At 42.8% G+C, this 25,801-nt stretch carries 20 protein-coding genes; 12 read left to right on the top strand and 8 right to left on the bottom strand.

Translation table 11 applies throughout. The features are described from left to right. From GFB48_RS05970 to GFB48_RS05940, 7 genes are all read left to right on the top strand, one after another. Positions 1–714 (top strand): ABC transporter ATP-binding protein, encoded by a 714-nt coding sequence (locus tag GFB48_RS05970; RefSeq protein WP_163932589.1) that lies wholly within the window; start codon positions 1–3, stop codon positions 712–714. Positions 715–725: 11 nt separating this feature from the next. Beyond that, positions 726–2,027 (top strand): ABC transporter permease, encoded by a 1,302-nt coding sequence (locus tag GFB48_RS05965; RefSeq protein ID WP_163932587.1) that lies wholly within the window; start codon positions 726–728, stop codon positions 2,025–2,027. 12 nt (positions 2,028–2,039) lie between these two features. Next, positions 2,040–3,254: an ABC transporter permease gene (locus GFB48_RS05960; protein ID WP_163932585.1), complete on the top strand. Its 1,215-nt coding sequence runs from the start codon at positions 2,040–2,042 to the stop codon at positions 3,252–3,254. 78 nt (positions 3,255–3,332) lie between these two features. Then, positions 3,333–4,691, top strand: a complete 1,359-nt coding sequence (locus GFB48_RS05955; protein ID WP_163932583.1) for a sigma-54 dependent transcriptional regulator — start codon at positions 3,333–3,335, stop codon at positions 4,689–4,691. Positions 4,692–4,754: 63 nt separating this feature from the next. Next, positions 4,755–6,107: a PAS domain-containing sensor histidine kinase gene (locus tag GFB48_RS05950; protein WP_163932758.1), complete on the top strand. Its 1,353-nt coding sequence runs from the start codon at positions 4,755–4,757 to the stop codon at positions 6,105–6,107. Between the two features lie 507 nt (positions 6,108–6,614). After that, a complete protein-coding gene (locus GFB48_RS05945) occupies positions 6,615–6,806 on the top strand; it encodes a class IIb bacteriocin, lactobin A/cerein 7B family (protein WP_163932581.1) in 192 nt (63 codons plus the stop codon). 683 nt (positions 6,807–7,489) lie between these two features. Further along, positions 7,490–7,654 carry a hypothetical protein gene (locus tag GFB48_RS05940; protein WP_163932579.1) on the top strand — a complete coding sequence of 55 codons (165 nt, stop codon included), beginning with the start codon at positions 7,490–7,492 and terminating at the stop codon, positions 7,652–7,654. A 287-nt stretch (positions 7,655–7,941) separates the two neighbouring features. On the opposite strand, the gene GFB48_RS05935 is transcribed toward GFB48_RS05940, so the two are convergent. Beyond that, on the bottom strand, positions 7,942–8,670 hold the full coding sequence (locus GFB48_RS05935) for an RluA family pseudouridine synthase (protein ID WP_163932577.1): 729 nt from the start codon (positions 8,668–8,670) through the stop codon (positions 7,942–7,944). A 213-nt stretch (positions 8,671–8,883) separates the two neighbouring features. On the opposite strand from GFB48_RS05935, the gene GFB48_RS05930 reads away from it, so the two are divergent. Then, positions 8,884–11,460 carry an ATP-binding protein gene (locus GFB48_RS05930; protein WP_163932574.1) on the top strand — a complete coding sequence of 859 codons (2,577 nt, stop codon included), beginning with the start codon at positions 8,884–8,886 and terminating at the stop codon, positions 11,458–11,460. A gap of 186 nt (positions 11,461–11,646) precedes the next feature. Here the strand turns inward: GFB48_RS05930 and lysS are convergent, their stop codons facing one another. Together lysS and prfB are read right to left on the bottom strand one after the other, a co-directional pair. After that, positions 11,647–13,188 (bottom strand): lysine--tRNA ligase, encoded by a 1,542-nt coding sequence (gene lysS / locus GFB48_RS05925; protein ID WP_163932571.1) that lies wholly within the window; start codon positions 13,186–13,188, stop codon positions 11,647–11,649. A gap of 10 nt (positions 13,189–13,198) precedes the next feature. Beyond that, positions 13,199–14,297 (bottom strand): peptide chain release factor 2 gene (gene prfB / locus GFB48_RS05920; RefSeq protein ID WP_163932569.1). Its coding sequence is split into 2 segments (ribosomal slippage): positions 13,199–14,221 and positions 14,223–14,297, totalling 1,098 coding nucleotides; the frame shifts between segments, so codons are not numbered across the junction. 229 nt (positions 14,298–14,526) lie between these two features. Here prfB and GFB48_RS05915 point away from each other — a divergent pair. Together GFB48_RS05915 and GFB48_RS05910 are read left to right on the top strand one after the other, a co-directional pair. Continuing rightward, a complete protein-coding gene (locus GFB48_RS05915; protein WP_163932566.1) occupies positions 14,527–16,305 on the top strand; it encodes an aminopeptidase P family protein in 1,779 nt (592 codons plus the stop codon). Positions 16,306–16,398: 93 nt separating this feature from the next. Continuing rightward, positions 16,399–17,646, top strand: a complete 1,248-nt coding sequence (locus GFB48_RS05910; RefSeq protein WP_163932563.1) for an EAL and HDOD domain-containing protein — start codon at positions 16,399–16,401, stop codon at positions 17,644–17,646. On the opposite strand, the gene recJ is transcribed toward GFB48_RS05910, so the two are convergent. From recJ to brnQ, 4 genes are read right to left on the bottom strand one after another with little or no spacing between them, the layout of a single operon-like run. Further along, positions 17,643–19,355, bottom strand: coding sequence for a single-stranded-DNA-specific exonuclease RecJ (gene recJ / locus GFB48_RS05905; RefSeq protein WP_163932755.1), 1,713 nt, complete (start codon positions 19,353–19,355; stop codon positions 17,643–17,645). The two genes, GFB48_RS05910 and recJ, sit on opposite strands and share 4 nt — an antisense overlap. Positions 19,356–19,398: 43 nt before the next feature. Then, complete coding sequence (dsbC, locus tag GFB48_RS05900; protein ID WP_163932560.1) at positions 19,399–20,208, bottom strand: bifunctional protein-disulfide isomerase/oxidoreductase DsbC; 810 nt, start codon at positions 20,206–20,208, stop codon at positions 19,399–19,401. A 52-nt stretch (positions 20,209–20,260) separates the two neighbouring features. Next, positions 20,261–21,154 carry a site-specific tyrosine recombinase XerD gene (xerD, locus tag GFB48_RS05895; protein ID WP_163932558.1) on the bottom strand — a complete coding sequence of 298 codons (894 nt, stop codon included), beginning with the start codon at positions 21,152–21,154 and terminating at the stop codon, positions 20,261–20,263. Positions 21,155–21,166: 12 nt separating this feature from the next. Continuing rightward, positions 21,167–22,450: a branched-chain amino acid transport system II carrier protein gene (brnQ, locus tag GFB48_RS05890; protein WP_163932555.1), complete on the bottom strand. Its 1,284-nt coding sequence runs from the start codon at positions 22,448–22,450 to the stop codon at positions 21,167–21,169. 245 nt (positions 22,451–22,695) lie between these two features. Here brnQ and GFB48_RS05885 point away from each other — a divergent pair, with 245 nt between their 5' ends. Together GFB48_RS05885 and srmB are read left to right on the top strand one after the other, a co-directional pair. Beyond that, on the top strand, positions 22,696–23,388 hold the full coding sequence (locus GFB48_RS05885) for a tRNA1(Val) (adenine(37)-N6)-methyltransferase (RefSeq protein WP_163932553.1): 693 nt from the start codon (positions 22,696–22,698) through the stop codon (positions 23,386–23,388). Between the two features lie 18 nt (positions 23,389–23,406). Then, the gene (srmB, locus tag GFB48_RS05880; RefSeq protein ID WP_163932550.1) at positions 23,407–24,645 is read left to right on the top strand and encodes an ATP-dependent RNA helicase SrmB; all 1,239 of its coding nucleotides are present in this window, start codon (positions 23,407–23,409) and stop codon (positions 24,643–24,645) included. 86 nt (positions 24,646–24,731) lie between these two features. Here srmB and GFB48_RS05875 read toward each other — a convergent pair whose 3' ends face one another. Then, complete coding sequence (locus GFB48_RS05875; protein WP_163932547.1) at positions 24,732–25,760, bottom strand: TRM11 family methyltransferase; 1,029 nt, start codon at positions 25,758–25,760, stop codon at positions 24,732–24,734. Between the last annotated feature and the right edge of the window lie 41 nt (positions 25,761–25,801).

Below are 25,801 nucleotides of genomic sequence, written 5' to 3'. Positions count from 1 at the left end.
ATGTTATTAATGAAAAACATTAGCAAGGTATTTAAAACGGACTTAGTTGAAACCCATGCCCTACGTGAATTCAACTTAGAGGTTAATGAAGGTGAGTTTGTTGCGGTAACCGGCCCCTCTGGTTCGGGTAAAACCACGTTCTTAAATATTGCTGGTTTATTAGAAGGGATAAGTGCAGGCGAATATCACCTTGACGGTGTCAATATTGCTAACCTTTCGGACAATGAAAGCTCAAAAATCCGTAATGAAAAAATCGGCTTTATTTTCCAAGGCTTTAACCTGATCCCAGATCTTAATTTAGCGGAAAATGTAGAAGTGCCATTACGCTACCGGGGCTTCAGCGCTAAAGAACGTGCACGCCGCGTGAAAGACGCCCTAGAAAAAGTCGGCTTAGGTGCCCGTATGAAACATTTACCTTCGCAGTTATCCGGCGGTCAGCAACAGCGTGTTGCCATTGCCAGAGCATTAGCAGGTGAGCCGCGCTTCTTATTGGCCGATGAGCCTACCGGCAACCTAGACAGCATTATGGCCCGCCAAGTGATGGAGCTATTGGAAGAAATTAATAAGTCAGGTACCACCATTATTATGGTGACCCACGATCCTGAATTGGCTCGCCGCGCCCAACGCAATATCCAAATTGTCGACGGTAAGGTATGTGACTTTACCCTATACAACGGCGGTCAAGCTGAAGTCGCTGAACAAGTGGCCAGCTAAGGAGCAACACTATGTTTTTCTATTACTTAGATTTAGCTTGGCGCAGCATTAAAAAAACGCCGCTACTATCACTCTTGATGGTATTTGCGATTTCAGTTGGTATTGGCATTACCATTACCGCATTAAATGTTTATCAAATGTCGGCAACTAACCCAGCAGGTGAGCGTTCCTCTGAACTTTATTCTGTGCGTTTATTCAGCCAAGACCAAGACAGTTGGGAAGAGCTAAACCCACAAATCACTTACCAAGATGGTTTTAACATGAGACAAAGCAGTATCCCTACTCGCCAAACACCCATGTTTAGAACCGGTATGGCAGTGCAAACTGAAGACCCGAAACAAGCCCCGAGATTAGAAGAGGCTCGCGTCACCGACAGCGACTTTTTTAAGATGTTTTCGGTGCCGTTTATTTATGGCGGCCCATGGGATAAACAAATTGATTTAGAAGCCGGTTACCAAATGGTGATCGATAAAGATCTTAACCAAGAATTATTCGGCGGCGAAAACAGCGTTGGCAAGGTGCTGTTTCTTAACCAAAAGCCTTATAAAATTGTCGGTGTAATCGATGATTGGGCGCCAAGCCCTAAGTATTATGATGTCAATAACGGTGCCTTTAATGAAACCGAATCTATGTTTTTGCCTTACTCATTAACACCAATCGAAGAGTATCAGAGCTGGGGCAACAACAATAGTTGGAAAAATGAATCCATTCTCTCTTATCAAGATAAACTCAACTCTGAAACCCACTGGAATCAATATTGGGTTGAACTAAATAACCCTGAACAAAAACAAGCCTTTGAGCAATGGTTATCTGGTTATATTGAGCAACAACAACAGCTTGGCCGTTTTAACTCGGATAAACCTTATGCCAGCTTATCTAATGTTGAACGGTGGCTTGAAGTGAACAAAGTAGTACCTGAAGACGCAAAAGTGATGGTGGGATTAAGTACCCTTTTCCTCGTCGTTTGCCTGGTTAACATGTTGGGTTTACTGCTGGCTAAGTTTTTAAAACGCGCCTCTGAGGTGGGGGTTCGCCGTGCCATTGGCGCCAGTCGCAGCCACATTTTTTCACAGCATATGGTGGAAGTAGGCTTAATTGGTTTCTTTGGTGGCGTGATTGGTATTGCCTGGGCGGCCATGACGTTATCCGCGTTATCATCCCGCTTTGGCGTAGAGGAGTCACTGACACAATTAGATATGAGCATGTGGTTTATTGCCCCAAGCATCGCCATTGGCAGCGCCTTACTTGCCGGACTTTACCCCGCATGGCGTGTGTGCGCCACCAACCCAAGCAGCCACTTAAAAAGTCAGTAATAGGAGCGAGTTATGTTACATATTAAACCCATTGTCAGCACCCTGTTACGCAGTAAAAGTGGGCCATTGCTGTTGTTAGTGCAAATTATTTTATCGGTCGCGATTGTGGCCAATGCCAGCTTTATTATTAATGAACGCCTAAAGTTAATGGCGCGGGAATCTGGCATTGTCGAAGAGCAGGTATTTGATTTTTCAATCTACAACTTTGCTCCTGGGGTGAACTATACCGAACAGAACTTACGTGATGTGCAGATAGTAAGGGATATTCCAGGTGTGATCTCGGCCACCTCCACCAGCATGACGCCGCTGAGCGGTGGCGGTTGGTCTTCCACTTTAAGCTATGGCCCATCTAAAGATGAAAGCAAGTCAGCACCTAATGCCGCCATGTATTATGGCGATGAGCAAATGGCCGAAACCTTAGGTGTGAACATTATTGAAGGGCGTAACTTTTACCCAGAAGAAGCCCAGTCTGGGCATCCCGAGCGCGCCAATAAAGTGATTGTATCTAAAGCTTACGCGAATGCCGTTTGGCCAGGTGAGTCAGCAATAGGTAAAACCATCTATATGGGCGGCTGGGGTATGCAAGCCTTAGAGATCATTGGTGTGGTGGAAAAACTGCAAGGTGCCTGGGTAAACGATAAAAACTTAGATTATGCGATGATTATCAATGTTGAGCTTGGCATTATGCCCTTTACCAAGTTTTTAGTGCGTGCCGAAGAAGGCGCCAAGACAGAGCTTGAGCCTAAAATTATTGCCGCTTTGCATCAAGACAATAAAGATAGGGTTGTCGATGGCTTTACCACTATTACCGACCACCGCGACCGGGTTTACCAAGCCCATGAATTAATGGCATCGGTATTGTCCATGATGGTTGTCTTGCTGCTAATTATTACCTCTTTAGGCCTAGCTGGTATGGTGATGTTTAATATTGAACGCCGCACTAAGCAAATTGGTACCCGCCGCGCCCTAGGGGCAAGAAAGCGCGATATTGTGAGCTTCTTCTTGGTCGAAAACTATCTATTAGTCAGCGTTGGCGGCTTAATCGGTGCAGTACTTGCGGTGCAATTAGGTCAGCAACTGATGAACCTATACAGTTTGCCTAAGTTGGATATTATTTTCCCTATCGTAACTGTGGTGGGATTATTTATCCTGACCACTGTGGCGGTGGTATTTCCTGCCAGAAAGGCAGCCAAAATATCGCCGGCGATTGCCACCAGAACCGTATAATGATCCTGTGCTTAATTTGATTTCAGGCTGTAAATGAGTCAAATTAAGCACTCTTAATTAAAGGAATTATTTTTCGCCATGGACAGTATTTTAATTGTTGATGATAACCATGCTATTTGCCAAGCTTTATCACTGATGCTTGAGCTTAATGGTTATCACACAATTAGCGCCGAAAACCCAGCCCAAGCTTTAGTTCAAATACAAAGCCAAAGTATTTCGCTGGTCATTCAAGACATGAACTTCACCAAAGACACCACCTCTGGTGAAGAGGGCAAAGAGCTGTTTTATGCCATTCGAGAGCTTGAGCCAGATTTACCTATTATTTTAATGACAGCTTGGACGCAACTGGAATTGGCCGTAGAACTGGTACGTTCAGGTGCAGCGGATTACATAGGCAAACCTTGGGACGACGATAAATTACTCACCAGCGTCAATAACTTAACCTCGTTAAGTCAGGCCAAAGCTCAAAATCAGCAGCTTACCCGAGTCGATGCCGAGCGCATGGCGCCGCTTAACGACGCCGATTTATGCGGCACTATTTTTGCCAGTGGCAATATGCAGCGCTGCATAGATTTAGCATTACAGGTAGCTAAAGCGGATGTATCGGTACTGATCACTGGCCCTAATGGCGCGGGTAAAGACAAAATCGCCGATATTATTCATGCCAACTCCCCCCTAAAAGATAAGCCCTTAATTAAAGTCAACATTGGTGCTTTACCTATGGACTTATTAGAGGCTGAGCTATTTGGTGCAGAAGCGGGGGCCTTTACCGGCGCTAATAAAACCCGCATTGGCCGATTTGAAGCAGCGGATGGTGGCACCTTATTTTTAGACGAAATTGGTAATCTGCCTTTAAGTGGCCAAGTAAAGTTATTACGGGTATTACAAACCGGCGAATTTGAGCGTTTAGGCTCACACCAAACCCGTAAGGTAAACGTACGAGTACTCAGCGCCACTAATGCCGACCTCCAACAAGACATTGAAAGCGGCAAATTTAGGGAAGACTTGTTTTACCGTTTAAACGTGATTGAGCTTAAACTGCCGCCACTCAACCAACGATTGGATGACATTATCCCGTTAGTGAATCACTTTATTGGTTCAGACTTTAAACTAAATAAACCAACCACTAAAGCTCTGCAACAACACAGCTGGCCTGGCAATGTGCGTGAACTGGAAAATGCCTGTAAACGGGCGATTATTTTAGCCCAGTCCCCAGAGCTGATCCCTGAAGATTTTGGTTTAACTGCTGTTGCAACAAGCCACTCGAAGCCGTCCAACAACAAGTCAAACCAAGTCCAGCCAGAGCTTGATAAAGCCTCGATTGAGGCGCTATTAATTCAGCATAATGGTGTCATTGCCAGAGCCGCTAAAGCAGTGGGGTTAACCCGCCAGTCTTTATACCGCCGAATGGAAAAACTTGGCATAGAAAAAGCCTAATAAAACAATAACAGATAAGAGCCTATCGTGATCAATAGCCTATTTAACCGTTTTCAATTATCCATGCGAAGCCGCCTCATATTAGGCAGCATTATTGTCACGCAAGTGGCATGGGCGCTAGGTTTCGGCTTGTTTACTCTGATGCTGGCTGAAACTATTGCTGCGCCTTGGTTATTGTATCTATGGGTGTCTGTTGCCCTTGTAATATCAAGTGGAATGCTCAGTTATTATGTCACCCGCTATCTGGCCGACTCTTTACACGCTTTTGAAGTTGGCCTGCTTAATTTTAAAGACAACGATTTTAGCGTTACCCTACCCAGTCAAAACGATTCACAACTCAACCGTTTATGTGAGCTGTTTAATGAATCAGCCTTAAGCCTGCGCGAACAAAGACAGTTTATTTATCAACGGGAAATGCTGCTCGATAAAGTGATTCAGTCATCACCTAATGTGATGTACCTGTTGGATGACAGCAACAAAGTGGTTTATGCCAATGACGCTGCCAGACACTTTTTTAATAAGGGTGTCGCCATTGCTGGCTTTGATTTTGCTGAGCTGTGCCAAGCCCTGTCACCTGAATTCACCCAAGCGCTGAACAACCCTAAGGGTGGCCTATTTAACATTGAACACCCCCAGCAAGATAACCAAACCTGGCATTTATCCCGTGGCCGTTTTCAACTTAATGGCCAATACCATCATTTGTACCTATTAAAGCAGATGACCCAGGAATTGAGCCGCCAAGAAGTCGCTGTATGGAAGAAGGTGATACGGATTATTAGCCACGAGCTCAATAACTCACTCGCGCCAATTGCTTCCATGGTTAAATCAGGCCGCAAGCTTACCGAGAGTATTAACGATCCTAAACTCGAGCTGATTTTCGACACCATTGAAGACCGAAGCGAGCACCTAAGCCAATTTATTTTTAGTTATGCCCGCTTTGCCAAATTGCCTATGCCAGTAAAATCTGTGGTAGAACTGGACAAGTTAATGCAGCAATTACAACAACATTACAGCTTTACCCTAGATGGCAAGTTACCTGACACCCAGTGTCAATTTGATGTGATTCAGATTGAGCAAGTGTTATTAAATCTATTGAAAAATGCCCATGAAGCTGGTGGTGATAACCAAGCCATTGCGATTACAGTCACCATAGAACACAGGGCTACAAACACCACTTTGGGTGAATATGCTACTACCGCCCCGTTTATTATCTTCCGCATCAAAGATAGAGGCCCAGGTATGTCATCCGATGTACTGCAGCAAGCATTACTGCCCTTTTATTCAACCAAACAAAAAGGCACCGGTTTAGGACTGGCCCTATCTAAAGAAATTATTGAAGCACACGAGGGCCAAATTAGCCTAAATAATCGTGACAAAGGTGGTCTACAAGTGACCTTAGCACTGCCACTTAACTAAATTCGCCAATTACCCTAACTATTGCTAGCTTATATGACCAGTAAGACAAAGTCAGCTTCATTCAAATAACCCCTTATTTTTCAAGTGCCTTAGCTCTACCAACAACAACTAAGTTAAATACCAACAGGTCAAACCAGTGTGCCATTCCCAAAAACTGAAAGGTAAAAATAAAAAATTGGACTAGCCTTAAAAATAACCGTTTAGGTAACGACTAGAAGGAGAAAGTTGTGCCAGAAGTTAAACGAATCCATTCAAACACTGAGCAGTATCAGCAACCCATATACTGCTGTGCAACACCACAAATCCCGTTGTTGCGGTATCAACTATGGTTTCCATTAGTCAATGAAATTTAGCCAGTAAAGATTACACATTATCTTTACACGCTAGAAGTGTGGCTGACTATAGTCATGATTATCGGAACAACTACAGCCAGCCATTGTGACCGCTAATGCTAAGCATTAGCTTAATCAACATCCGAATAACTTCGGATATATGGAGTATAACACAATGAGAGAATTGAACTTGAATGAGATCGAAGAGGTCAATGGTGGCATCGTCCCTATTATTGGGTTCGGTATAGCTCTAGCAAGCCATGTCGGTGTAGGGGGTGCTGCAACTACATTAACCGCACATTTTCTATCTGGTGCAGGCCTGGCTTTAGCTACATATGGCTTAGCTGAATTTTTATCAGATAAATAAATATAAGTGAGTCATTTATTAAATGGCTCACTTTAATTTGAGGTTAGTTGTAATGTCAAAAAATAGTCTCATATATTATTTAGGTTGTATAATCATTGGTATGTCCACAGCAATAATATCAGGAATAAAGCCTCCTTTCGCTTTGCTGTCTGCATTCCTTTTTATATTGGTAATCCTATGCATCTTTAAAATGTCTAAACCAAAGTAGGGAAATCAAATGCAAACAAAGTTAAAATTGATTCAGAGCGCAATGACACTGCACTTACTTTATTTTGCTAGCAAAAGCTTTTCGACAGAGTTTATGTTGCACATAGTTATCGTACTCTACCTACCTACCCTAATACTGCTCTACCTTATATGGCAAAGCAATAAGTTAAGCTAAATACTTAAGAAGCTGTAATAGGGCATCCTTTGGGCTATTTGAATTCGGATGCATTGGTTTAGTAGGAGGGTATTACAACTATCACTCCAGATTAGGTACAGGAAAGGTGGTCAATTCTGCTGATTATTTAATTATAGGTTTCGGCGTTTTCTTTTTCGCACTCATCATTATTATCGAGATTTTCGTACTCCATCAAAATAAGCGCAAGAAATAAACTAAGAGCATAAGTCGAAAAGTAACCATAAACATCACGCTTTTGAGACAACATACATTCACAATGTAATATTTAGTCGGATACTCTATGAAGAAGTTAGAGCAATTTTTAAAGATATTGAGTGGATGCTTGATTGTCTTATTTTTTAGCCAAAAACTGCTTGATGTTGACAGTAATGATTGGTTTAACCTTTGGCTTGCTGTGCTGATCAGCATTACCGTTATGTTTATAAATTCTTCAGATGAACCCTAACAGCAAGGGAGAGCATCCTTCAATTTACCCATTAGTAGTTTCTGCTAACTAACTTAATATGCTTATAGTTATGAAAAACATATTCAAATTTGAACTAGAACAACTTCGAAAACGAAAGATTGTTCACTCGTTTTGTAGTGGTCAACTAAAACTGTGGCCAACTTTAGTTAACCACTACAGTTCAAACCTCGCCAGTATAATACAAAACACATAGAGATAGATGCTGTAAAGCATTACCCTGATGTTTTGGTAAAGGTTTAAAGGATAAGGCTCCCTAAGCTAATGGTTTAAGGCTCTAAGACAAAACCATGGTCTTTAACAATATGCATATATTGGCCACTGATAGGATGGATAAAACCCAATTTATGCGCATGCAGCATCAGCCTTGTGGCTTGCTGGTGTGTCTGGGTCGTACCATAAAGGTCGCAGCCAAGGATCGGATGCCCGACATGCTGGCTATGTATACGTAATTGATGGGTACGGCCATGCCTCGCCAGGTATTCAACCAAGGTCAGCTTGGTATCATCGCTAACGCCAAAACATTTAAATTCAGGGTTAAGCTGAGCCCCAACAATATGCTGCACATTAACTACTTGAGTCTGCGCAGGCTTCCCTGAATCTGCCACACACATCAGTGGAAACACGCCCTTATCAATAGCCGCATCAATCAAATCTAACTGGCTATCAAGGTGCCCCGCCAACACTGCCACATAATGCTTTTGCACCCGCTTTTCACTAAATTGACGACACAGCAACGCATTAATGGCCTTGTTTTTAGCAACAATTAACAAGCCCGATGTGCCCAAGTCCAAACGATGTACCAAACGACAATCAGGATATTCTTGTACCAACCGATAATGGACACTATCGAGGTTCTGCGGATGCTTGCCCGATAAACTTAATAAGCCACTGGGCTTATTAATCACCAGCAACGCATCATCTTCATAAACGGTCTGAATGATTTCATGGCACTTAGGTGCAATGAAATTATCCGCAGGGTTATCACTCATGCTCATGGGAGTACAAAGGTTGGTTAAAGAGTTAGCTAGTTTACTACAAATGGCAGGGAGCGAGGGGCTTTAAGGTTGAAGGCTAGCTTCGCTGAAGGCTCAAGGTGAATCAATTACTCTCATTCAATTGGTTTACTAGTTTCATATTTCACTTTCTAATTTTGTTACAGGAATGTAAGTTATAAAAAAACCGTCATTAAATTCAGAGCGTTAAAATAAATGCAGAAAATAGAAAACACACAATTATGGAAAAAGACACTAGGCTCTAGCGAAAAAGAGTACAAAGATGAAATAGAATTCCTCCGTACTGAATTCAAAACCTTCCGTGAGCGTGCAGGCCAATTGGTTTCACTTATCAATAAAACTCTCCCAGATCTCACCATTCACGATATAACTCACTTAGACGCTCTCTGGGAAGTCGCAGATACCATTTGTGGCTCCGAGTTCAGTTTAAACCCTCTAGAAGCCTTTATATTTGGTGGAGCAATATTATTACATGATTCAGCTTTATGCGTTGAAGCATATGAAGGAGGTCTTGAAGGTATTAAAAGCACAAACCAATGGAAAGATGCACATTCAATGCTTACAAGTTCTGGGAGCACCTTAAATCCAGAAGATGCTTTAAAAGAGGCTAACTTCGCAGCGATTAGAGCACTTCACGCCTCTAGAGCTGAAGAGTTAGCGGATTCAGTTTGGAGTCTAAATGGCAATAGTTTAACCCTAATCAGTAACACCGACCTAAGAGTTAGCCTTGGTAGGTTAATAGGCAAAATAGCCTCAAGTCATCATTGGAATATTGAAAAAGTAAAAGATGAGCTTCCTGAGATTATCGGCCCACCAGCCGCATTTCCATCAAATTGGAGTATAAGTCCTAGAAAAATTGCTTGTATGTTGAGGTGTGCAGATGCTGCACACATATCTAGTGAACGCGCGCCCAACTTTTTAATGGCATTACGTAAAAGGTCTGGCATTTCTTTTGATCATTGGAATGCTCAAAATAAAATGGCATCTGCAGTTATTGACTCTACTGGTGAAAAGCTTTTATTTACTGCGAACCAAAGCTTCTCTCAAAATGAAGAGCAGTCATGGTGGGTAATTTATGATGCTTTACTTATGATTGATCAAGAAATTAAGACTTCCAATAGTCTTTTAAAAAGCATAAATAGCGAAGAATTTTCAATAAAGGGTGTTGCAAATTGCTCCTCACCAGAGGAAGTAAATAAAAATATACCAACTGAAAATTGGACTCCTCTTAATAAAGAGATTCATGTTAGTAATTTGCAGCACTTAATAACACAACTTGGCGGGAGTAACCTCTATGGAAAAGGTAGGGATGAATTAGAGGTTGTAATTAGGGAGCTATTACAAAACTCTCGTGATGCAATCTTAGCTAGAATGAGCTTTGATGAAGGTTTTTCAGATGGAAAAATCACAATCGAAATTAAACGGGATACCGACGGAACCTGGCTTGTTATTTCCGACAATGGTATAGGCATGTCTGAAAGAGTTTTAACTGGTCCACTTCTTGATTTTGGTACAAGTTTTTGGTCTTCAGATCTGGTGCTCTCAGAGTTTCCAGGCTTAAAGTCTTCTCCATTTAAGCCATTAGGTCAGTTTGGAATTGGCTTTTATTCTATTTTTATGGTCGCTAAAAAAGTTCATGTTTCTTCAAAAAGGTGGGATAGCGGTTTAGATGAAACGTTGTCACTTAGCTTCAATAATGGCCTATCACTGAGACCATTATTCCAGAAAGGACGAGCCTCAGGAGTTTCCAGCAATAACACTCAAGTAAGGCTCTTACTTAAAGATTCGTATGGAAGCTTAGACTCCCACAACATTAGGCATAGCGTTCAAGGTTTCGAAGATTTCACTGTTAACAATGAAGCTTATTTGTCAGCCCTTTGTGCGGGACTTACTGTCAACGTATATTTTAAAGACACTGAACAAACCAAACTCATCCATAGAAAAGACTTTTTTGACCATGCTGAAGAATGGCTAAAAAAAATAGCCTTTTATGACTTCAGACCAGCTGATGAGAAAAGCTTGATACTTGAAACCATCGAGAAAGAAAGCAATCGAATGGAGAAGATTATCGATCCAAATACTGGTGCGTTGGAGGGCTTTGCTGCAATAACTACATCCCTTTACAAACTACCCCATTTTATCAATGCCAGAACCGTTGGAGGGTTAATGCCAACTATCCATTCGAGGACTTCTGATAACTTTATAGGCTTTATAGATAATGAACCTGATTCAGCAAGAAGAAACATAGGTAATAACCAACAATACTCAATGGGTTATAAAGCATGGTTAGAGAGTCAGCTTAAGCGATTGGAGTCCCAAGAATGGACCTATGAAGATAGGTTGGCATTATCCCATAGTCTCTGTGATCTTGGTGCTGACCCATCAGATACAGGTATGGTAGCTATGGTTAGTCATAGTGACAAAGATAATATACTCGTAATTGGAATTGATGAGTTATTAAATATAGCTATAAATCAAAAACTTGTTTTACTTAACGATACAGGATTTAATCAGATTTGCAGTGACAAAAGTTTTGAATTAACTAATAGAGAGTTTCTTATTTTTCCAGTTAAATCAAGCAGCTTTTACAATATTAAGAGCCTAAGCTCTTCTCCAAATAAAACTCACAGCCTGCTTGATATACTTAGAAATAAAGCGAAAGAAAGAGGACTAGAACTCAACTTAGAGTTTCAGGATACACCACATAAAAATAAAATGACTGGCTCTATCATCAAAAAAGGCACTATATCGTTATCACCGATTGGTGAATAAACTGAACAAAAAAGCCGCTTATTCTTTTGAATAAGCGGCTTTTAATCATTTTTAAGGCCTTTTTGCAAGGCTAGCAATGAAAGTTCGAGGCGACAAATAAAGCTAGCCCGTTGAGCTTAGTGCCCTAAGTGATGCGGGTAGCTTTATGCAGTCAACAAAGAAATTTCGAAGCTAATGCAGCAAATACTACTCTTCTTCTTTCTTAACATTATTATTCTGCGGACGCATTGCCGGGAATAGAATAACATCACGGATGGTGTGAGTGTTGGTGAACAGCATAGCTAGACGATCAATACCAATACCCTGACCTGCTGTTGGTGGCAGACCATGCTCTAGTGCCGTAATGTAGTCAGCATCGTAGTACATGGCTTCGTCGTCGCCGGCATCTTTTGCATCAACCTGTGCCTTAAAGCGTGCATCTTGGTCTTCGGCGTCGTTAAGCTCTGAGAAGCCGTTGGCCACTTCGCGGCCGCCGATGAAGAATTCGAAACGGTCGGTGATGAATGGATTTTCATCGTTACGACGTGCCAGTGGCGAGATGTCTGCTGGGTAACCGGTAATGAACGTCGGCTGGATTAGCTTAGGCTCTGCGGTTTCACCGAAGATTTCCTCTAAAAGCTGGCCACAAGTCCAGAACTTCTCTACATAGATGTCTAGTGATTTAGCGATAGCGGCCATGTGCTCACGGTTTTGTACGCCGTCATAGTCAAGAGCCTGAATATCAGCATGATCTGGGTTGTAGTGCTTAATCGCTTCTAGCATGCTCATACGTGCATACTTGCCACCAAATTCTACAATTTCAGCCGTCTCTGGATCTTCACCGTAAGGCATAGAAGTGCTGCCTAGTACTTCCATTGCGGCGTAGCTCAGCATTTCTTCAGTAAGATCCATAAGATCGTTGTAATCCGCGTACGCTTGATAGAACTCCATCATGGTGAATTCTGGGTTGTGACGCGGTGATAGACCTTCGTTACGGAAGTTACGGTTAATTTCGAATACACGCTCGAAACCACCAACCACTAGACGCTTTAGGTACAGCTCTGGGGCAACACGTAGGTACATGTCGATGTCTAGGGCGTTGTGGTGGGTGATAAATGGACGTGCCGTCGCACCACCAGGGATTACGTGCATCATTGGCGTTTCAACTTCTAGGTAATCCTTTTGGATCATGAAGTTACGAATAGCCGATACCAGCTTAGAGCGGATAGTAAATGCTTTACGAGACTCTTCGTTAACGATTAGGTCAACGTAACGCTGACGGTAACGAGATTCAATGTCTTTAAGACCTTGGAACTTTTCTGGTAATGGACGCAGTGCTTTAGTGAGCAACTGGTACTCGGCCATATCAACGTAAAGGTCACCTTTACCTGATTTAAATAGCTGACCAGTTACACCAATGATGTCACCAATGTCTAGGCCTTGGAATTTGGCTTTTAGTTCTTTTTGTACATCTTTGCCAGCATAAGCTTGAATACGGCCAGATACATCTTGAATCACCAGGAATGGTCCACGCTTAGCCATGATACGACCAGCGATTGAACGCTCGATGTCCATGCCTTCTAGCTCTTCTTTGGTGTGGTGTCCAAATTCCGCCTGAATGTCTGCAGCCTTATGTTTGCGATCGAAGTTATTTGGGTGGCCGTTTGCAGGGCAGTTTGCACGGATGTGATCAAGCTTAGCGCGGCGCTCTGCGATCAACTTGTTTTCGTCTGGTGTTTGCTGTGTCATAAGTCTTTTCCTACAGGCCTGACTTCAGGCTAGCTTCGATAAATTTGTCTAAGTCACCGTCTAGTACCGCAGTGGTGTTGCGGTTTTCTACGCCGGTGCGTAAATCTTTAATGCGTGAGTCATCCAATACGTATGAACGGATTTGGCTGCCCCAACCAATGTCAGACTTAGCGTCTTCCGCGGCCTGCTTGGTTTCATTTTGTTTTTGCATTTCTAGCTCATAAAGCTTGGCTTTTAGCTGCTTCATGGCGTTATCTTTGTTCTTGTGCTGCGAACGATCGTTCTGACACTGCACAACCGTGTTGGTTGGTAAGTGAGTAATACGTACCGCAGACTCAGTTTTGTTTACGTGCTGACCACCCGCGCCCGATGCACGGTAAACGTCAATACGTAAATCGGCTGGATTAATGTCTACTTCGATTGAGTCATCAATTTCAGGGTAAACAAACACTGAAGCAAAAGAAGTATGGCGCTTTCCTGATGAATCAAATGGTGACTTGCGCACTAAACGGTGTACACCCGTTTCAGTACGTAACCAACCATTGGCGTATTCACCACCCATACGAATGGTGGCGCCTTTAATGCCAGCCACATCACCATCGGTTACTTCGATCAATTCGACCTTGAAGTCGTGGGCTTCGCCCCAACGCAGGTACATACGTAACAACATATTTGCCCAGTCTTGAGCTTCGGTACCACCAGATCCCGATTGAATATCCACATAACAGTCATTACTGTCTTGCGCACCTGAGAACATACGGCGGAATTCCAATTCTGCGAGGCGTTTTTCTAATTCATCGGCTTCGGACACTGCTTCATCGAAGGTGTCTTGATCTTCGGCTTCTACCGCTAATTCAACCAGACCTTCAATATCTTCTACACCACTCTCTAAAGCATCTAGGGTTTTAACCACGGCTTCAAGGGCGCTGCGCTCTTTACCTAGAGCCTGAGCTTTTTCAGGTGTATTCCAAATTTCTGGTTGTTCTAATTCAAGTGATACCTCTTCTAGACGCTCTTTTTTGCCGTCATAGTCAAAGGTACCCCCTAAGAAGTCCTGCCCTTTCAGACAACTCCTTAATTTTGTTCAATACTGGGTTTACTTCAAACATGCATGTTCTCGTATTTTGAAACGCTATCAAAGGGCAAGGATTTTACCCTATGGCAGTGGTTAATCCTAGAGCAAAATCCTTGTTAAATAGAAGTTTTAACCTAATTTTTGAAGTTAATATGGCCATAATGGCAACTATCATTGCCCTTTTGGGGTTTTGACATCTATCGCTTGGCACAATACATTGTGCATCTATCAAAGTTTAACCAATAAAAAGGCCTGTCATTTCTATGAGCCCACAACAAAAACTTGAAGCCTTACGCACGCAAATGCGTGCCCAAAATGTCCAAGCACTATTTATTCCCCGTGCCGATGAATACATGGGGGAATACGTATTACATCATAATGAGCGCTTACGCTTCGCTACGGGGTTCACCGGCTCGGCAGGCATGGCTATTATTACCCTTGATAGCGCCGCGATTTTTGTTGATGGCCGTTACACAGTGCAGGTTCGTCAACAGCTATCGGCAGATCTTTTCGAGTTTTACGACCTTGATAACCAACAACAATTAATGTTTTTGGCCAAGTCACTTAAGCAAGGTGACAAAGTAGCGATTGATGCCAATTGCCACAGCTTAACTTGGGTGAATAACACCAATGCTAGCCTGCAAATTTTAGGTATTGAGCTGGCCGCTTTGCCAAACAATTTAATCGATGCGATCTGGCAAGACCGACCACAGCCAAGCCAACTGCCAACCTTTACTTTCAGTAATGAAAGCGCAGGCGCAACGTCTATCGAAAAGCGTCAATTAATCGCAGCTGAAATTAACAAGCATGATGCCGATGCCCTGTTAATTACTGAGCTTGATGCTATTTCATGGCTATTAAACCTGCGCAGCCTGAATATTCCATGCTTACCTGTGGTGATCGGCCGTGCGCTGCTATATGCCAATGGCGATATGGTATTTGCCACCAATACTGCACTACTAGAAGACGATGTTAGCGCCCATGTTGGTAGCGGTGTCCGCTTTATTGAAGAGGCTGATTTTAACAAAGAATTTGCAGCATTAAATGGCAAAACCATGTTGGCTGATGCCAATATTAGCCATGCCGCCAGCCAGTTAGCTGCCCTTGATGCTGGCATTGAACTGATTAATGCCACCGATCCTACCGCACTCATTAAAGCTCAGAAGAACCCAACTGAGCTTGCTGGCATGCGCCAAGCTCATATAAAAGACGGCATTGCCGTGACTCATTTTTTAGCTTGGTTAGATGAAGAGGTTGCTGCGGGCAACTTTTACGATGAAGGGGTACTGGCCGATAAGCTAAAACGCTTCCGTGAAGTCCAGCCAGGCTTTAAAGACTTAAGTTTTGATACCATTTCTGCGGTAGGCGGTAATGCAGCCATGTGTCACTACAACCACAAAGACACCACCCCTGCAGTCATGCCAGATAACAGCATTTACCTTGTCGATTCAGGTGGCCAATACCTAGAAGGCACCACAGATGTGACCCGTACGATTGCTATTGGCCAGCCAAGCAGCGAACACATTAAAATGGTGACCTTGGTCCTTAAAGGTCATATTGCCTTAGACCAGCAAAAGTTCCCTCGTGGTACCTGTGGCGCCCAGTTAGATGTACTTGCTCGCCAGCACTTATGGAACCAAGGTTTTGATTACGACCACGGTACAGGCCATGGTGTCGGTCATATGTTAAGCGTGCATGAAGGCCCACAGCGTATTGCCAAAAACACCAACTCTGTGCCGTTACTACCAGGTATGGTGGTTTCTAACGAACCGGGTTACTACAAGGCCGATGATTTTGGGATTCGAATTGAAAACTTAATAGCCGTTCGAGAAATGGATAATGACTTTGAGCGCCCTATGCTGGGGTTTGAAGCTCTCACACTGATCCCTATCGATAAACGATTAATTGATAAGACATTATTAAATGAAAATGAAATCAATTGGTTAAATAGCTATCACCTACAGGTTCAACAAACACTCATGCCTCAAATAATGGATAAAAATGTGCAACTTTGGCTCGCACAGGCAACATCTGAACTATAATCAAAAACAGCGGTATTTTTTACCGCTGTTTTTCTATGAGCCATCATTTTTTTGCAATGGATGCGAGTTAACATTTAAACAAACTAATACTCTATGAAAATATTTAGCGCTCGCCAACCCGTTGTCAACCGCCAACAACAGTTAGTCGCTTACGAGTTACTGTTTCGTAATAGTAATGACAACTGCTTTCCAGATGTGGATCCAAAACTTGCCACTCTAGAAATCATTCATCACGCGAAATACCACTTCGGATTGCAAAGATTCACTAATGGGCTTCCCGCTTTGGTTAATTTTTGTGAAGAAAATTTACTCAATGACGATGCTTTTTCATTACCAAAAGATAATTTATTCATTGAAATTATAGAGAGCACCAAGCCAACTGAGGAAGTTTACCAAGCCTGTAAAAAACTCTTTCATAGCGGTTACAAACTCGTTCTCGATGATTTTGTCTATGAACCTGATTGGTGTAGATTTTTACCTTATATAAAAGTCATTAAAATCGATATCAGCTTAACCCCAATCGAAGAAGTTCCTTCGGAACTTTGGGTTTTATGCCGCAAATATAACATTAAGCTATTAGCGGAAAGGATTGAAACCCAAGCACAATTCGAACTCGCTTTGAATACTGGCTTTAACTACTTTCAAGGCTTTTGGTTTGGTATGCCAGAACTGACATGTTATCGGGTTCCTGCCGCCAAAGAAAAAGTCATAAAATTTATACGAGACCTTATTCTTGGCAACCACAATCAGGAACTTAGCGAACTTTTTAAGGCTAACCCAAAGCTAACAGAAGCCATAAACCAGCATTATTACGCACAAATAAATACTCAATTCCATCAATACTTAGAACAGCATAAATACTTAAGAGGGCAATGCTTATATGGGCTTTACACTTTGTCTTTTCTACCACCCTTCCCTGCAGAAAAACAACTGCACAAGACCCTAACGAGAATGGTATTTCATGCTCAAATTAGTCTGTTATATAAGCCTACATTAATCACTGAAGCCATGCTTTTAGCGATCCTACCCACTGTTGCATCAGCGTTAGCTATCGAAATAACCGAATTAACAGAGCAATTACCTATATCCGATGATTTGAAACAAGCCTTAATCGATGGAACAGGTATAAGCTTGTACAAGTTCAGCCAGCTGAGTCGCTGTTTTGAGAATGGCAGCTGTATTCAGTGCACCAAAGAATTGCAGCTGTTCGATATCAGCTACCAGCAAGCGCATCACTGCTTCAGTTTAGCCCGCAAGCTGGCTGATGGCTACTTGCAAGCTTGCTTGGCTCATCCGCATCAAATTATTTATGATCAAAGCTTTGAAGCCATCAAAAATTAAAGGGCCGTAATTTGTTCTACCATCAGTTGCACTGATTGAGCACCACGGAATTCATTGACATCTAAACGATAAGCCAATTCAACTTGAGTCGCTTGATTATTGGGCCATGCTTTTAAATCTATATTAAAAGCAATGGCATCAAAACTTTGTCCACAAGGCGTATCGAGTATTAATTTCAGATGCTTTTCACCCACGATTCGTTGCTGAACAATCGTAAAAACACCATCAAAAACAGGCTCTTCAAAGCCTTGCCCCCAAGGGCCAGCTTCGCGAATGGCAAAAGCGGTTTCTAATGTAATTTGCGAACCGGTTAAGCTGCCGTCACTTAATATAATGCCCGTCAGTAGCGATGGGTCGACCGTCTCTTCTAGCACCCGCGTAAAGGCTTGCTGAAACTCATCAAAACGACTTGCATCAATGCTCAAACCCGCTGCCATTGCATGGCCGCCAAATTTAATGATCAACCCTGGATGGCGACTATTAAGCAATTCCAATAAGTCACGCATATGAACGCCTTTAATAGAACGGCAAGAACCTTTTAGTTGGCCTTGGTCACCATTAGCAAAGACCACGACTGGACGGTGATAGCGCTCTTTAATACGAGACGCCAAAATACCGATAACACCTTGATGCCAATCACTTTGGTAAAGGGCAAAACCAAAAGGGAGTTGCTCTGGGTCGAGATCGAGTTTTTGCAACTGCACTAATGCCTGCTCTTGCATACCCTGCTCAATGTCCCTTCGCTCAGCATTAAGTCCATCAAGCTCTTCAGCAAGCTGTCTAGCTAATAATGGATTATCGCTGATCAATAATTCCACGCCATGGGACATTTCATCAAGACGGCCAGCGGCATTGATGCGAGGACCTACAGCAAAACCAAAATCACTGGCAACGGTTTTCCATGGTTGACGCTTGGCTACCTCTAACAATGAAGTAATACCAGGGCGACATTTACCTTGACGGACTCTGCGCAACCCTGCTTGAACTAAAATTCGATTATTCGCATCCAAAGCCACCACATCCGCCACTGTGCCCAAAGCCACAATATCGAGTAACTCACTTAAATTTGGCTCAGGTCGATGGGCAAATGCCCCCTGCTGCCTGAGCTCGGAGCGAATTGCCAACATTAAATAAAAGGCAACCCCACAACCTGCAATTGACTTTGATGCAAACATGCAACCATGTTGATTAGGATTAACAATAGCATCGGCACGGGGTAAATTTTCTCCAGGTAAATGATGATCCGTTATCACTACCTGCAAGCCTGCCTGTTTCGCCGCTTCGACACCTTCGATACTTGAAATGCCATTATCGACGGTAAGTAATAAATCGGCCCCTTGTTGTTTGGCTAAGGGAACTAGCTCTGGGCTTAAACCGTAACCATAATCAAAACGATTAGGGATCAGGTAATCGACATTACTGCACCCCAGAGCCCGTAATGCAAGTAAACAAACCGCTGTAGAGGTGGCGCCATCGGCATCGAAGTCACCTATAATGACTATTTTTTTACCACTAACAATAGCTTCAGCGACTAATTTGGCTGCCAGCTGGATCCCTTTCATATTATCGGGCCTGAGCAACTTGCTAGGGTGCAACTGTTCCTGCTCAGCCAACACTCCTCGGCGAGCATATAACTGTTTAATTAGAGGGTGAGGATGGTTTAGATGGCTGTCGTCTACTTTTGGACGGCGCTCAATTTTATGCATGATTTTCTCAAAAAAGGGGCTTCTTAGCCCCTTTATTTCTTATTTATCAAGATTGTTTTAATGATTGCAAGAGACGTTCTGGTTCTAGGTATCCTGGTACCAACTGCCCCGATGGCATAATAATCGCTGGGGTGCCAGTCACCCCAAACTCTTGCCCTAACATGTAATGTTCCATTACAGGGTTATCACAGGTGGCAGTTTTAGTTCTTGTGGTTTCTTTAGCTTCATCCATAGCAGTATTTCTATCTGCTGCACACCATACGTCTTGAAGTTGCTTATGACTTTTAGACCCTGCGCCGCCACGTGGGAAAGCAAGGTAACGAACAGTGATGCCTAGATCATTGTAGTCATCCATTTGCCCATGTAATTTACGACAATAACCACAGGTTACATCAGTAAATACGGTAACCACATACTTTTCATTTTTCGCTTTATAAGTGATCATCTCAGCTTCTGCTGATTTTAATTTAGGCGCTAATGTTTTGGCCTTTTGAGCTTGCAGCTGGGCGTTGGCTTGCTCAACCAGATTCACTTCTGTCGCCGTTTCGAGTAACAGGCCGCCAATTAAGTATTTACCATCTTGACTGATAAAGAAGGCTTTCGAATTAAATTGAACTTGATAATAGCCCGGTACCGGAGAAACAGAAAAATCACTCACTTTAGCAAATATCCCTAAACCGATTAAGGCTTCTTGAGCTTCAGTGACCTCGGCTTGCGATAAAGTGGTTACGCTAGTTTGAGCAACGTCTACCTCTTTTTCTTTAGAAGTGTTTTGGGATTCATCAGCGCAAGCTGATGTCATAATCAAAGCACCAAACAATGCCATGCTGGTACTAAACTGCTTAAATAATTTCATTAGTAATCCTTTTTTCAACTGCCAACAAGATTACTCACTTGAGGCGAGGCAATCAACCCCTTGGATGGTGTTGTTGATGCAATTGACTCAATCGAGCCTGCGCTACATGGGTATAAATTTGAGTCGTTGAAAGATCGCTGTGGCCTAATAACATTTGCACAACACGTAAATCCGCACCATGATTTAATAAATGAGTAGCAAACGCATGCCTTAAGGTATGAGGTGAGATCTCATCTTGATTAATACCCGCCCGTTGAGCATAAATTTTAATCCGATGCCAAAATGTTTGTCTCGTCATCGCTTTGGCGCGCTTAGAAGGAAACAGCACGTCACTGCTTTTTAAGCCGAGTAGCAAACCTCTAGATTGGCATAGGTAGCTTTCAATGGCCGCAATTGCCTGCTCTCCTAGCGGTACAAGACGTTGCTTATCCCCCTTGCCAATTACCTGCACAACGCCCTGTCTTAAACTCAGTTGCGACAATTCCAGCTCAACCAATTCGGTTACTCGTAGGCCCGTCGCATAAAGCAACTCTAGCATAGCATGGTCCCTATGCTCGATAGGGTCGTTGATATCAGGGGCCTCAATCAAGGCCTCGACTTGAGCTTCTGATAAACTTTTAGGTAAATGACGGCTGGCTTTGGCTGACTCAATGTTTTGCATAGGGTTTTCGCCACGACGACCAAGGGCAACTAAATATTTAAAAAAGCCCTTTAATGAAGAACGACTGCGAATATTGCTCGATTTTGCAAACCCCTGTTCAAAGCGCCAGTCAAAGTATTGCCTAAGCTGCTCGGTGGTAAGCTCAGATACACAAAAACCATGTTGCTGGCAAAAGCCAACCACATGGTTCATATCGTGACGATAGCTATTAAGCGTATTATCACTGAGTCCTTTATTGAGCCATAAGTGCTCAATAAAGGCATCGACAATTTTATTATCTTCCATGAAAAGTGTGGATTAGTATTCTTTCTTCTTGTTTAAAAGATACATAATAACTAACACTAAACTTACTGGTACTACCCAACCTAGTGAACTGTCCATCATATTTTTCATAAAGCTGGTATCGACACCTGCTGCAGCTAGGCCATCTAACGCACCATAAAATAGAGCGGTTGAAATGATCACACGATGGGAAGATTTTGGATCGCCAAAATAGTTATTGAAAAACGTCACAACCACAAGAGCAATCGCTACAGGGTAAACGGTGTAAAGCACTGGCACACTAATCGCAATTAATTGCTCCAGACCAACGTTAGCTACTAACGCACAAATAGCAGAGAATAAAACGGTGAACTTTTGATAGCCAATTTTTGGAAATAAACCACCAAAGAAGTCAGAACAAGCACTAATTAACCCTACCGCGGTAGTTAAACAAGCTAGGCTTACCACCGCAGCTAAAATAATTTGGCCTGCATCACCGAATACGTTGAAAACGTATATGCTAAGGATCTCACCACCATTGGTTGCATCTGGAGCTAAACCAGCAGCATGAGAACCTAAAACAAATAGCGAAATATATACATAAGCTAAGCCGATTGCTGCAATGATGCCAGCCCAAACAAGATATTTAGCTTGGGCATCGGCTTCTGTGATCCCTTTAGTTTTTAGAATATCAATAATCAACATACCAAAAAGTAAAGAAGCCAGAGTATCCATGGTGTTATAACCATCAAGAAAGCCCTTCACAAATGGGGCATCTTTATAGCCTTCAGCTGCCACTGGTGCTGCAGCACCATCAAAAAATACCACTGATGCCGCTAATACCGTCAACAAAATAATCAAGATTGGGGTAAGCATCTTACCAACGGTATCTAAAAGCTTTCCTGGTTTTAATGCGAGAAGTAAGCTTACGGCGAAAAACAGCAGAGTGAAGAGTAGCTGGGTAGTTTCATTTGGATCAGAGATAAATGGCACGGCACCAATTTCGTATGCCACTAAGCCCGTTCTTGGTGCTGCGAAAGCAGGACCAATAATGATATAAATCGCACTCGCTAAGCCGGTTGCCATTGCCACAGGCAACATTGAAAATATCTTGCCACCAGATTTTGCTACCGCAATTAAGGCGATGAGAGGTAACCCCACGGCGGTTAACAAAAAGCCAAGCATGGTGAGTAACATGTCCTGACCACTTAATAGGCCCGCCATAGGTGGGAAGATTAAGTTGCCCGCCCCGAGAAAAAAGGCAAAGGTCATAAACCCTAGGCCTAATGTGTCAGTTATTGTTAATTTACCTTGTTGCACTATTTACCCCAAATCATATCCAAAGATATCGACTAAATTGAATTTATCTTGGCCACCACATCTAGGTGAGGCACTATCATTCATTCGATTGTGTCGATTCTTTCGTGAACAATCAAGCAATCTATAATAACTATTGCTTATACGATCATAAAATCTACAACTCAGAAACGATTTACTAAGACTTATGTAATCTGCGCTACAATAGCGTTTTATTAAATAAAATCACACATTTCACTAGGAGAAATATGCCCTTCCAATTTAAGCAATTTTTTATTGATGACAGTCTGTGCGCTATGAAAGTATCTACCGATGCCGTCTTATTTGGCTGCTGGGCAAATGCGAATGGCCACACCCTTGATATTGGAACCGGTTCGGGGGTGTTAAGCTTAATTTTGGCCCAAAGGTTTGGGGATATAAAAATTACCGGAATTGATATTGATAGCCAAGCGGTTATGGCCGCTTCGACCAATGCTGCCAATAGTCCTTTCTACGACCGAATCCGTTGTGTTAAAGAAGATGTGAATGAATTTGTTAGCGAAACAAAATTTCAATCCATCATCTGTAACCCACCTTATTTTGATAATAATTTAAAAGCTGAAGATGCCAGACGCTCTCTCGCTCGTCATACTGATTCTTTAAGTTTTGCGCAACTAGCACAAGCAGCTTGGCGACTTGCAGATGACCATTGTAACTTCAGTTTGATCATTCCCGCTGTCAGTTACGACAAATTAGTACAACAATGCTGCGATCAAGGTTGGATTTTGAACAAACAATTGCAGATTTTTACTAAGCTAAACAACCCAGTGAGCCGATATCTGTTACAATTTGGCAAGCACAGAGAAAAACTCATCAAACAAAGCTTATCAATCCATCAAGCCGATGGCGGTTACAGTGATGAATTTATCTCGTTAACGAAAGACTTTTATTTAAAGTTTTAGCCTTCGGATTATAAAATTATGCAATTTGATGAACTTCAGCTTGATGCCCTGCTGATGGAATCTCTGGCCCGTATGGGTCATACTACCCCGACCAACATTCAACAGCAGGTATTGCCTGTTGCTATGGATCAGCGCGATATTCTTGCAAATGCCCCAACCGGGACGGGTAAAACGGCCGCATTTCTACTTCCTGCAATTCAACACTTGCTCGATTACCCTCGCAAGTTCGCTGGTCCTCCAAGAGTTTTAATCTTAGCGCCGACTCGAGAGTTGGCGGTACAGGTACACCAATATGCCAGTCATCTTGCTTATGGTTCAGACCTAAAAGCTGGGGTAATCACCGGTGGCCAAGACTACATCAAACAAAAAGAAATGCTTAGTGGCAAACTGGATATTCTTGTCGCGACCCCTGGCCGTCTACAAGAATATATTCACAAAGACGAAATCGCACTCGATGCCATTGAAATTTTAGTGATTGATGAAGCGGATCGCATGCTAGATATGGGCTTTAGACAAGTCGTCAGTGAACTTGCCCAAGGTTGTTTTAACCGTCAGCAATCTATGCTGTTCTCTGCCACCTTAGAAGGGGCTGGGGTCAACGCTTTTGCTCGCGAACTGCTGACCGATCCTGTTGAGTTAAACGCAGAGTCAAGCCGTAAAGAAAAGGCGAAGATCCACCAGTGGATTCACATTGCCGATGACTTTAATCATAAAGTTAATTTATTGATTCACATTCTTAATCAAGAAGATGTAACCCGTGCCATCGTGTTTGTAAAAACCCGTGAACGCGTCGCTCAGCTTGAAGGACTATTACAATCGGCAGGCATTAAAGCTGCTTTCCTTCGTGGAGATATGGAGCAAAAGGCACGCTTCCAAGCAATTTCACGCTTGTCAAAATCAGACGTCAATGTACTGATTGCCACAGATGTTGCCGCTCGCGGGATTGATGTTGAAGCCGTCAGCCATGTAATTAACTTTGATATGCCGCGCACCGCAGACACCTATGTGCACCGTATTGGCCGTACTGGTCGTGCTGGCGCTAAGGGAACGGCGATTAACCTGCTTGAAGCCCATGACGCGGCCGTAGTGGGTAAGATTGAACGTTATATGAAAGAGCGTTTAGCCCGTCGTATTATTCCTGAGTTGCGTCCTCAATTTAAAGAAGCACGCCCACCAGCGAAAAAGAAAAACAAAGTTAAGATCAAAGCGAATGCTAAGGCTCGTAAGAAAGCTACAGCAAAAAAGAAGAAGAAGTAAGCTTCTATAAATACCCAAAAGGGTTCCAGTTGGAACCCTTTTTACTTCAAGCTTTCGTCTATTAACTTTTGATTTTGGCTAGGATTCTACCCCTTCACCGCCACAATAATATTGCGGTTAATGGACTGATCTACGCGGTGCACAAAGCCCACATAAGGCGTATCCGCTTTTACTAAGAAACCTGCCGCTTCAAAAGCCTGCGCCGCTTCTTTCCACTTTAACGTGAATTCATTGTAAGACAGCACAACTGCACCGCCACGCTTGAGACAGTTTTTCCAAGCCGGTAAAGCCTCTTCTAATAACTCTAATGGGCTGCGTGCCATTTTCACATCGGTCGCTTGTTTAGACCCATGCTGCACACCATAAGGTAAATCAGACACCATTAAATCGATGGAATTTTTCTTAACGACTTTATCGCATATGCGAGTGTCTGCAGCCATCAGTTTGAGGTTTTGTGGCGCTGCTTTAAATGCTTCTTTGGAAATGGCAGTATCAACTATAAAGCAGTTCGCCAATTTTTTGCCTTTTTCGCCGGTGCGCTTTTCTTTTTTAGTTTCATGCTTGTAACGACCATTTTTAAGGTACTTAACAATAAAAGTTTGAATTTCTTGTACCCATTTATCGTTGATCTCTACCCCAACCACGTCTAAGCCACGAATAAGGCCTTCATATAATGTGGTACCTTTACCACACATAGGATCCATCAAGGTTTTAACCTTGCTATCAGTATCACAAGCACTTAAGCCAAGATTCACCATTAACCGGGTAAATTGCTCATTGGTTTTACCGGTATAGCGTAAAATTTGGTTCATACTTTCAGGGAAAGTACCGTAAGGTTCAGGCTGTAATGGCTTGAGCAACCCTTGTGGCATAACTTCAAAAATAGCGTAATAAATCGATGAAGCAGAAATTTGCCTTAATTCATCAGAACTCAGAGGATCTTGGGTACTAAAAGCTATCGCGGCAGGTAAACCTAATTCACGTTCGCCAATATCTTGCACCTGCACATTTAAACCAGCAAACATAGCTTCAAGCTCTAACACAGCAATTTTTAGGGCGGTATCAAAGTAGATTCGGTTATGGCCCGGGTTAGCCAAAATAGCGTAATGATGCATGAAATTCTCAAATTTAGACTAAAGTGTGGATTTTAGGTGGC

This window comes from Paraferrimonas sp. SM1919 (assembly GCF_010993985.1).
In the GTDB taxonomy this organism is placed as follows: domain Bacteria; phylum Pseudomonadota; class Gammaproteobacteria; order Enterobacterales; family Shewanellaceae; genus SM1919.
Note: the sequence above shows the minus strand (reverse complement) of the source record. Positions and strands in the feature narration are given on the sequence as shown.

Coding starts and splice junctions, on each gene's coding strand:
- GFB48_RS05970 (WP_163932589.1), top strand. CDS start 1: ATGTTATTAATGAAAAACATTAGCAAGGTATTTAAAACGGACTTAGTT.
- GFB48_RS05965 (WP_163932587.1), top strand. CDS start 726: ATGTTTTTCTATTACTTAGATTTAGCTTGGCGCAGCATTAAAAAAACG.
- GFB48_RS05960 (WP_163932585.1), top strand. CDS start 2,040: ATGTTACATATTAAACCCATTGTCAGCACCCTGTTACGCAGTAAAAGT.
- GFB48_RS05955 (WP_163932583.1), top strand. CDS start 3,333: ATGGACAGTATTTTAATTGTTGATGATAACCATGCTATTTGCCAAGCT.
- GFB48_RS05950 (WP_163932758.1), top strand. CDS start 4,755: ATGCGAAGCCGCCTCATATTAGGCAGCATTATTGTCACGCAAGTGGCA.
- GFB48_RS05945 (WP_163932581.1), top strand. CDS start 6,615: ATGAGAGAATTGAACTTGAATGAGATCGAAGAGGTCAATGGTGGCATC.
- GFB48_RS05940 (WP_163932579.1), top strand. CDS start 7,490: ATGAAGAAGTTAGAGCAATTTTTAAAGATATTGAGTGGATGCTTGATT.
- GFB48_RS05935 (WP_163932577.1), bottom strand. CDS start 8,670: ATGAGCATGAGTGATAACCCTGCGGATAATTTCATTGCACCTAAGTGC.
- GFB48_RS05930 (WP_163932574.1), top strand. CDS start 8,884: ATGCAGAAAATAGAAAACACACAATTATGGAAAAAGACACTAGGCTCT.
- lysS (WP_163932571.1), bottom strand. CDS start 13,188: ATGACACAGCAAACACCAGACGAAAACAAGTTGATCGCAGAGCGCCGC.
- GFB48_RS05915 (WP_163932566.1), top strand. CDS start 14,527: ATGAGCCCACAACAAAAACTTGAAGCCTTACGCACGCAAATGCGTGCC.
- GFB48_RS05910 (WP_163932563.1), top strand. CDS start 16,399: ATGAAAATATTTAGCGCTCGCCAACCCGTTGTCAACCGCCAACAACAG.
- dsbC (WP_163932560.1), bottom strand. CDS start 20,208: ATGAAATTATTTAAGCAGTTTAGTACCAGCATGGCATTGTTTGGTGCT.
- xerD (WP_163932558.1), bottom strand. CDS start 21,154: ATGGAAGATAATAAAATTGTCGATGCCTTTATTGAGCACTTATGGCTC.
- GFB48_RS05885 (WP_163932553.1), top strand. CDS start 22,696: ATGCCCTTCCAATTTAAGCAATTTTTTATTGATGACAGTCTGTGCGCT.
- srmB (WP_163932550.1), top strand. CDS start 23,407: ATGCAATTTGATGAACTTCAGCTTGATGCCCTGCTGATGGAATCTCTG.
- GFB48_RS05875 (WP_163932547.1), bottom strand. CDS start 25,760: ATGCATCATTACGCTATTTTGGCTAACCCGGGCCATAACCGAATCTAC.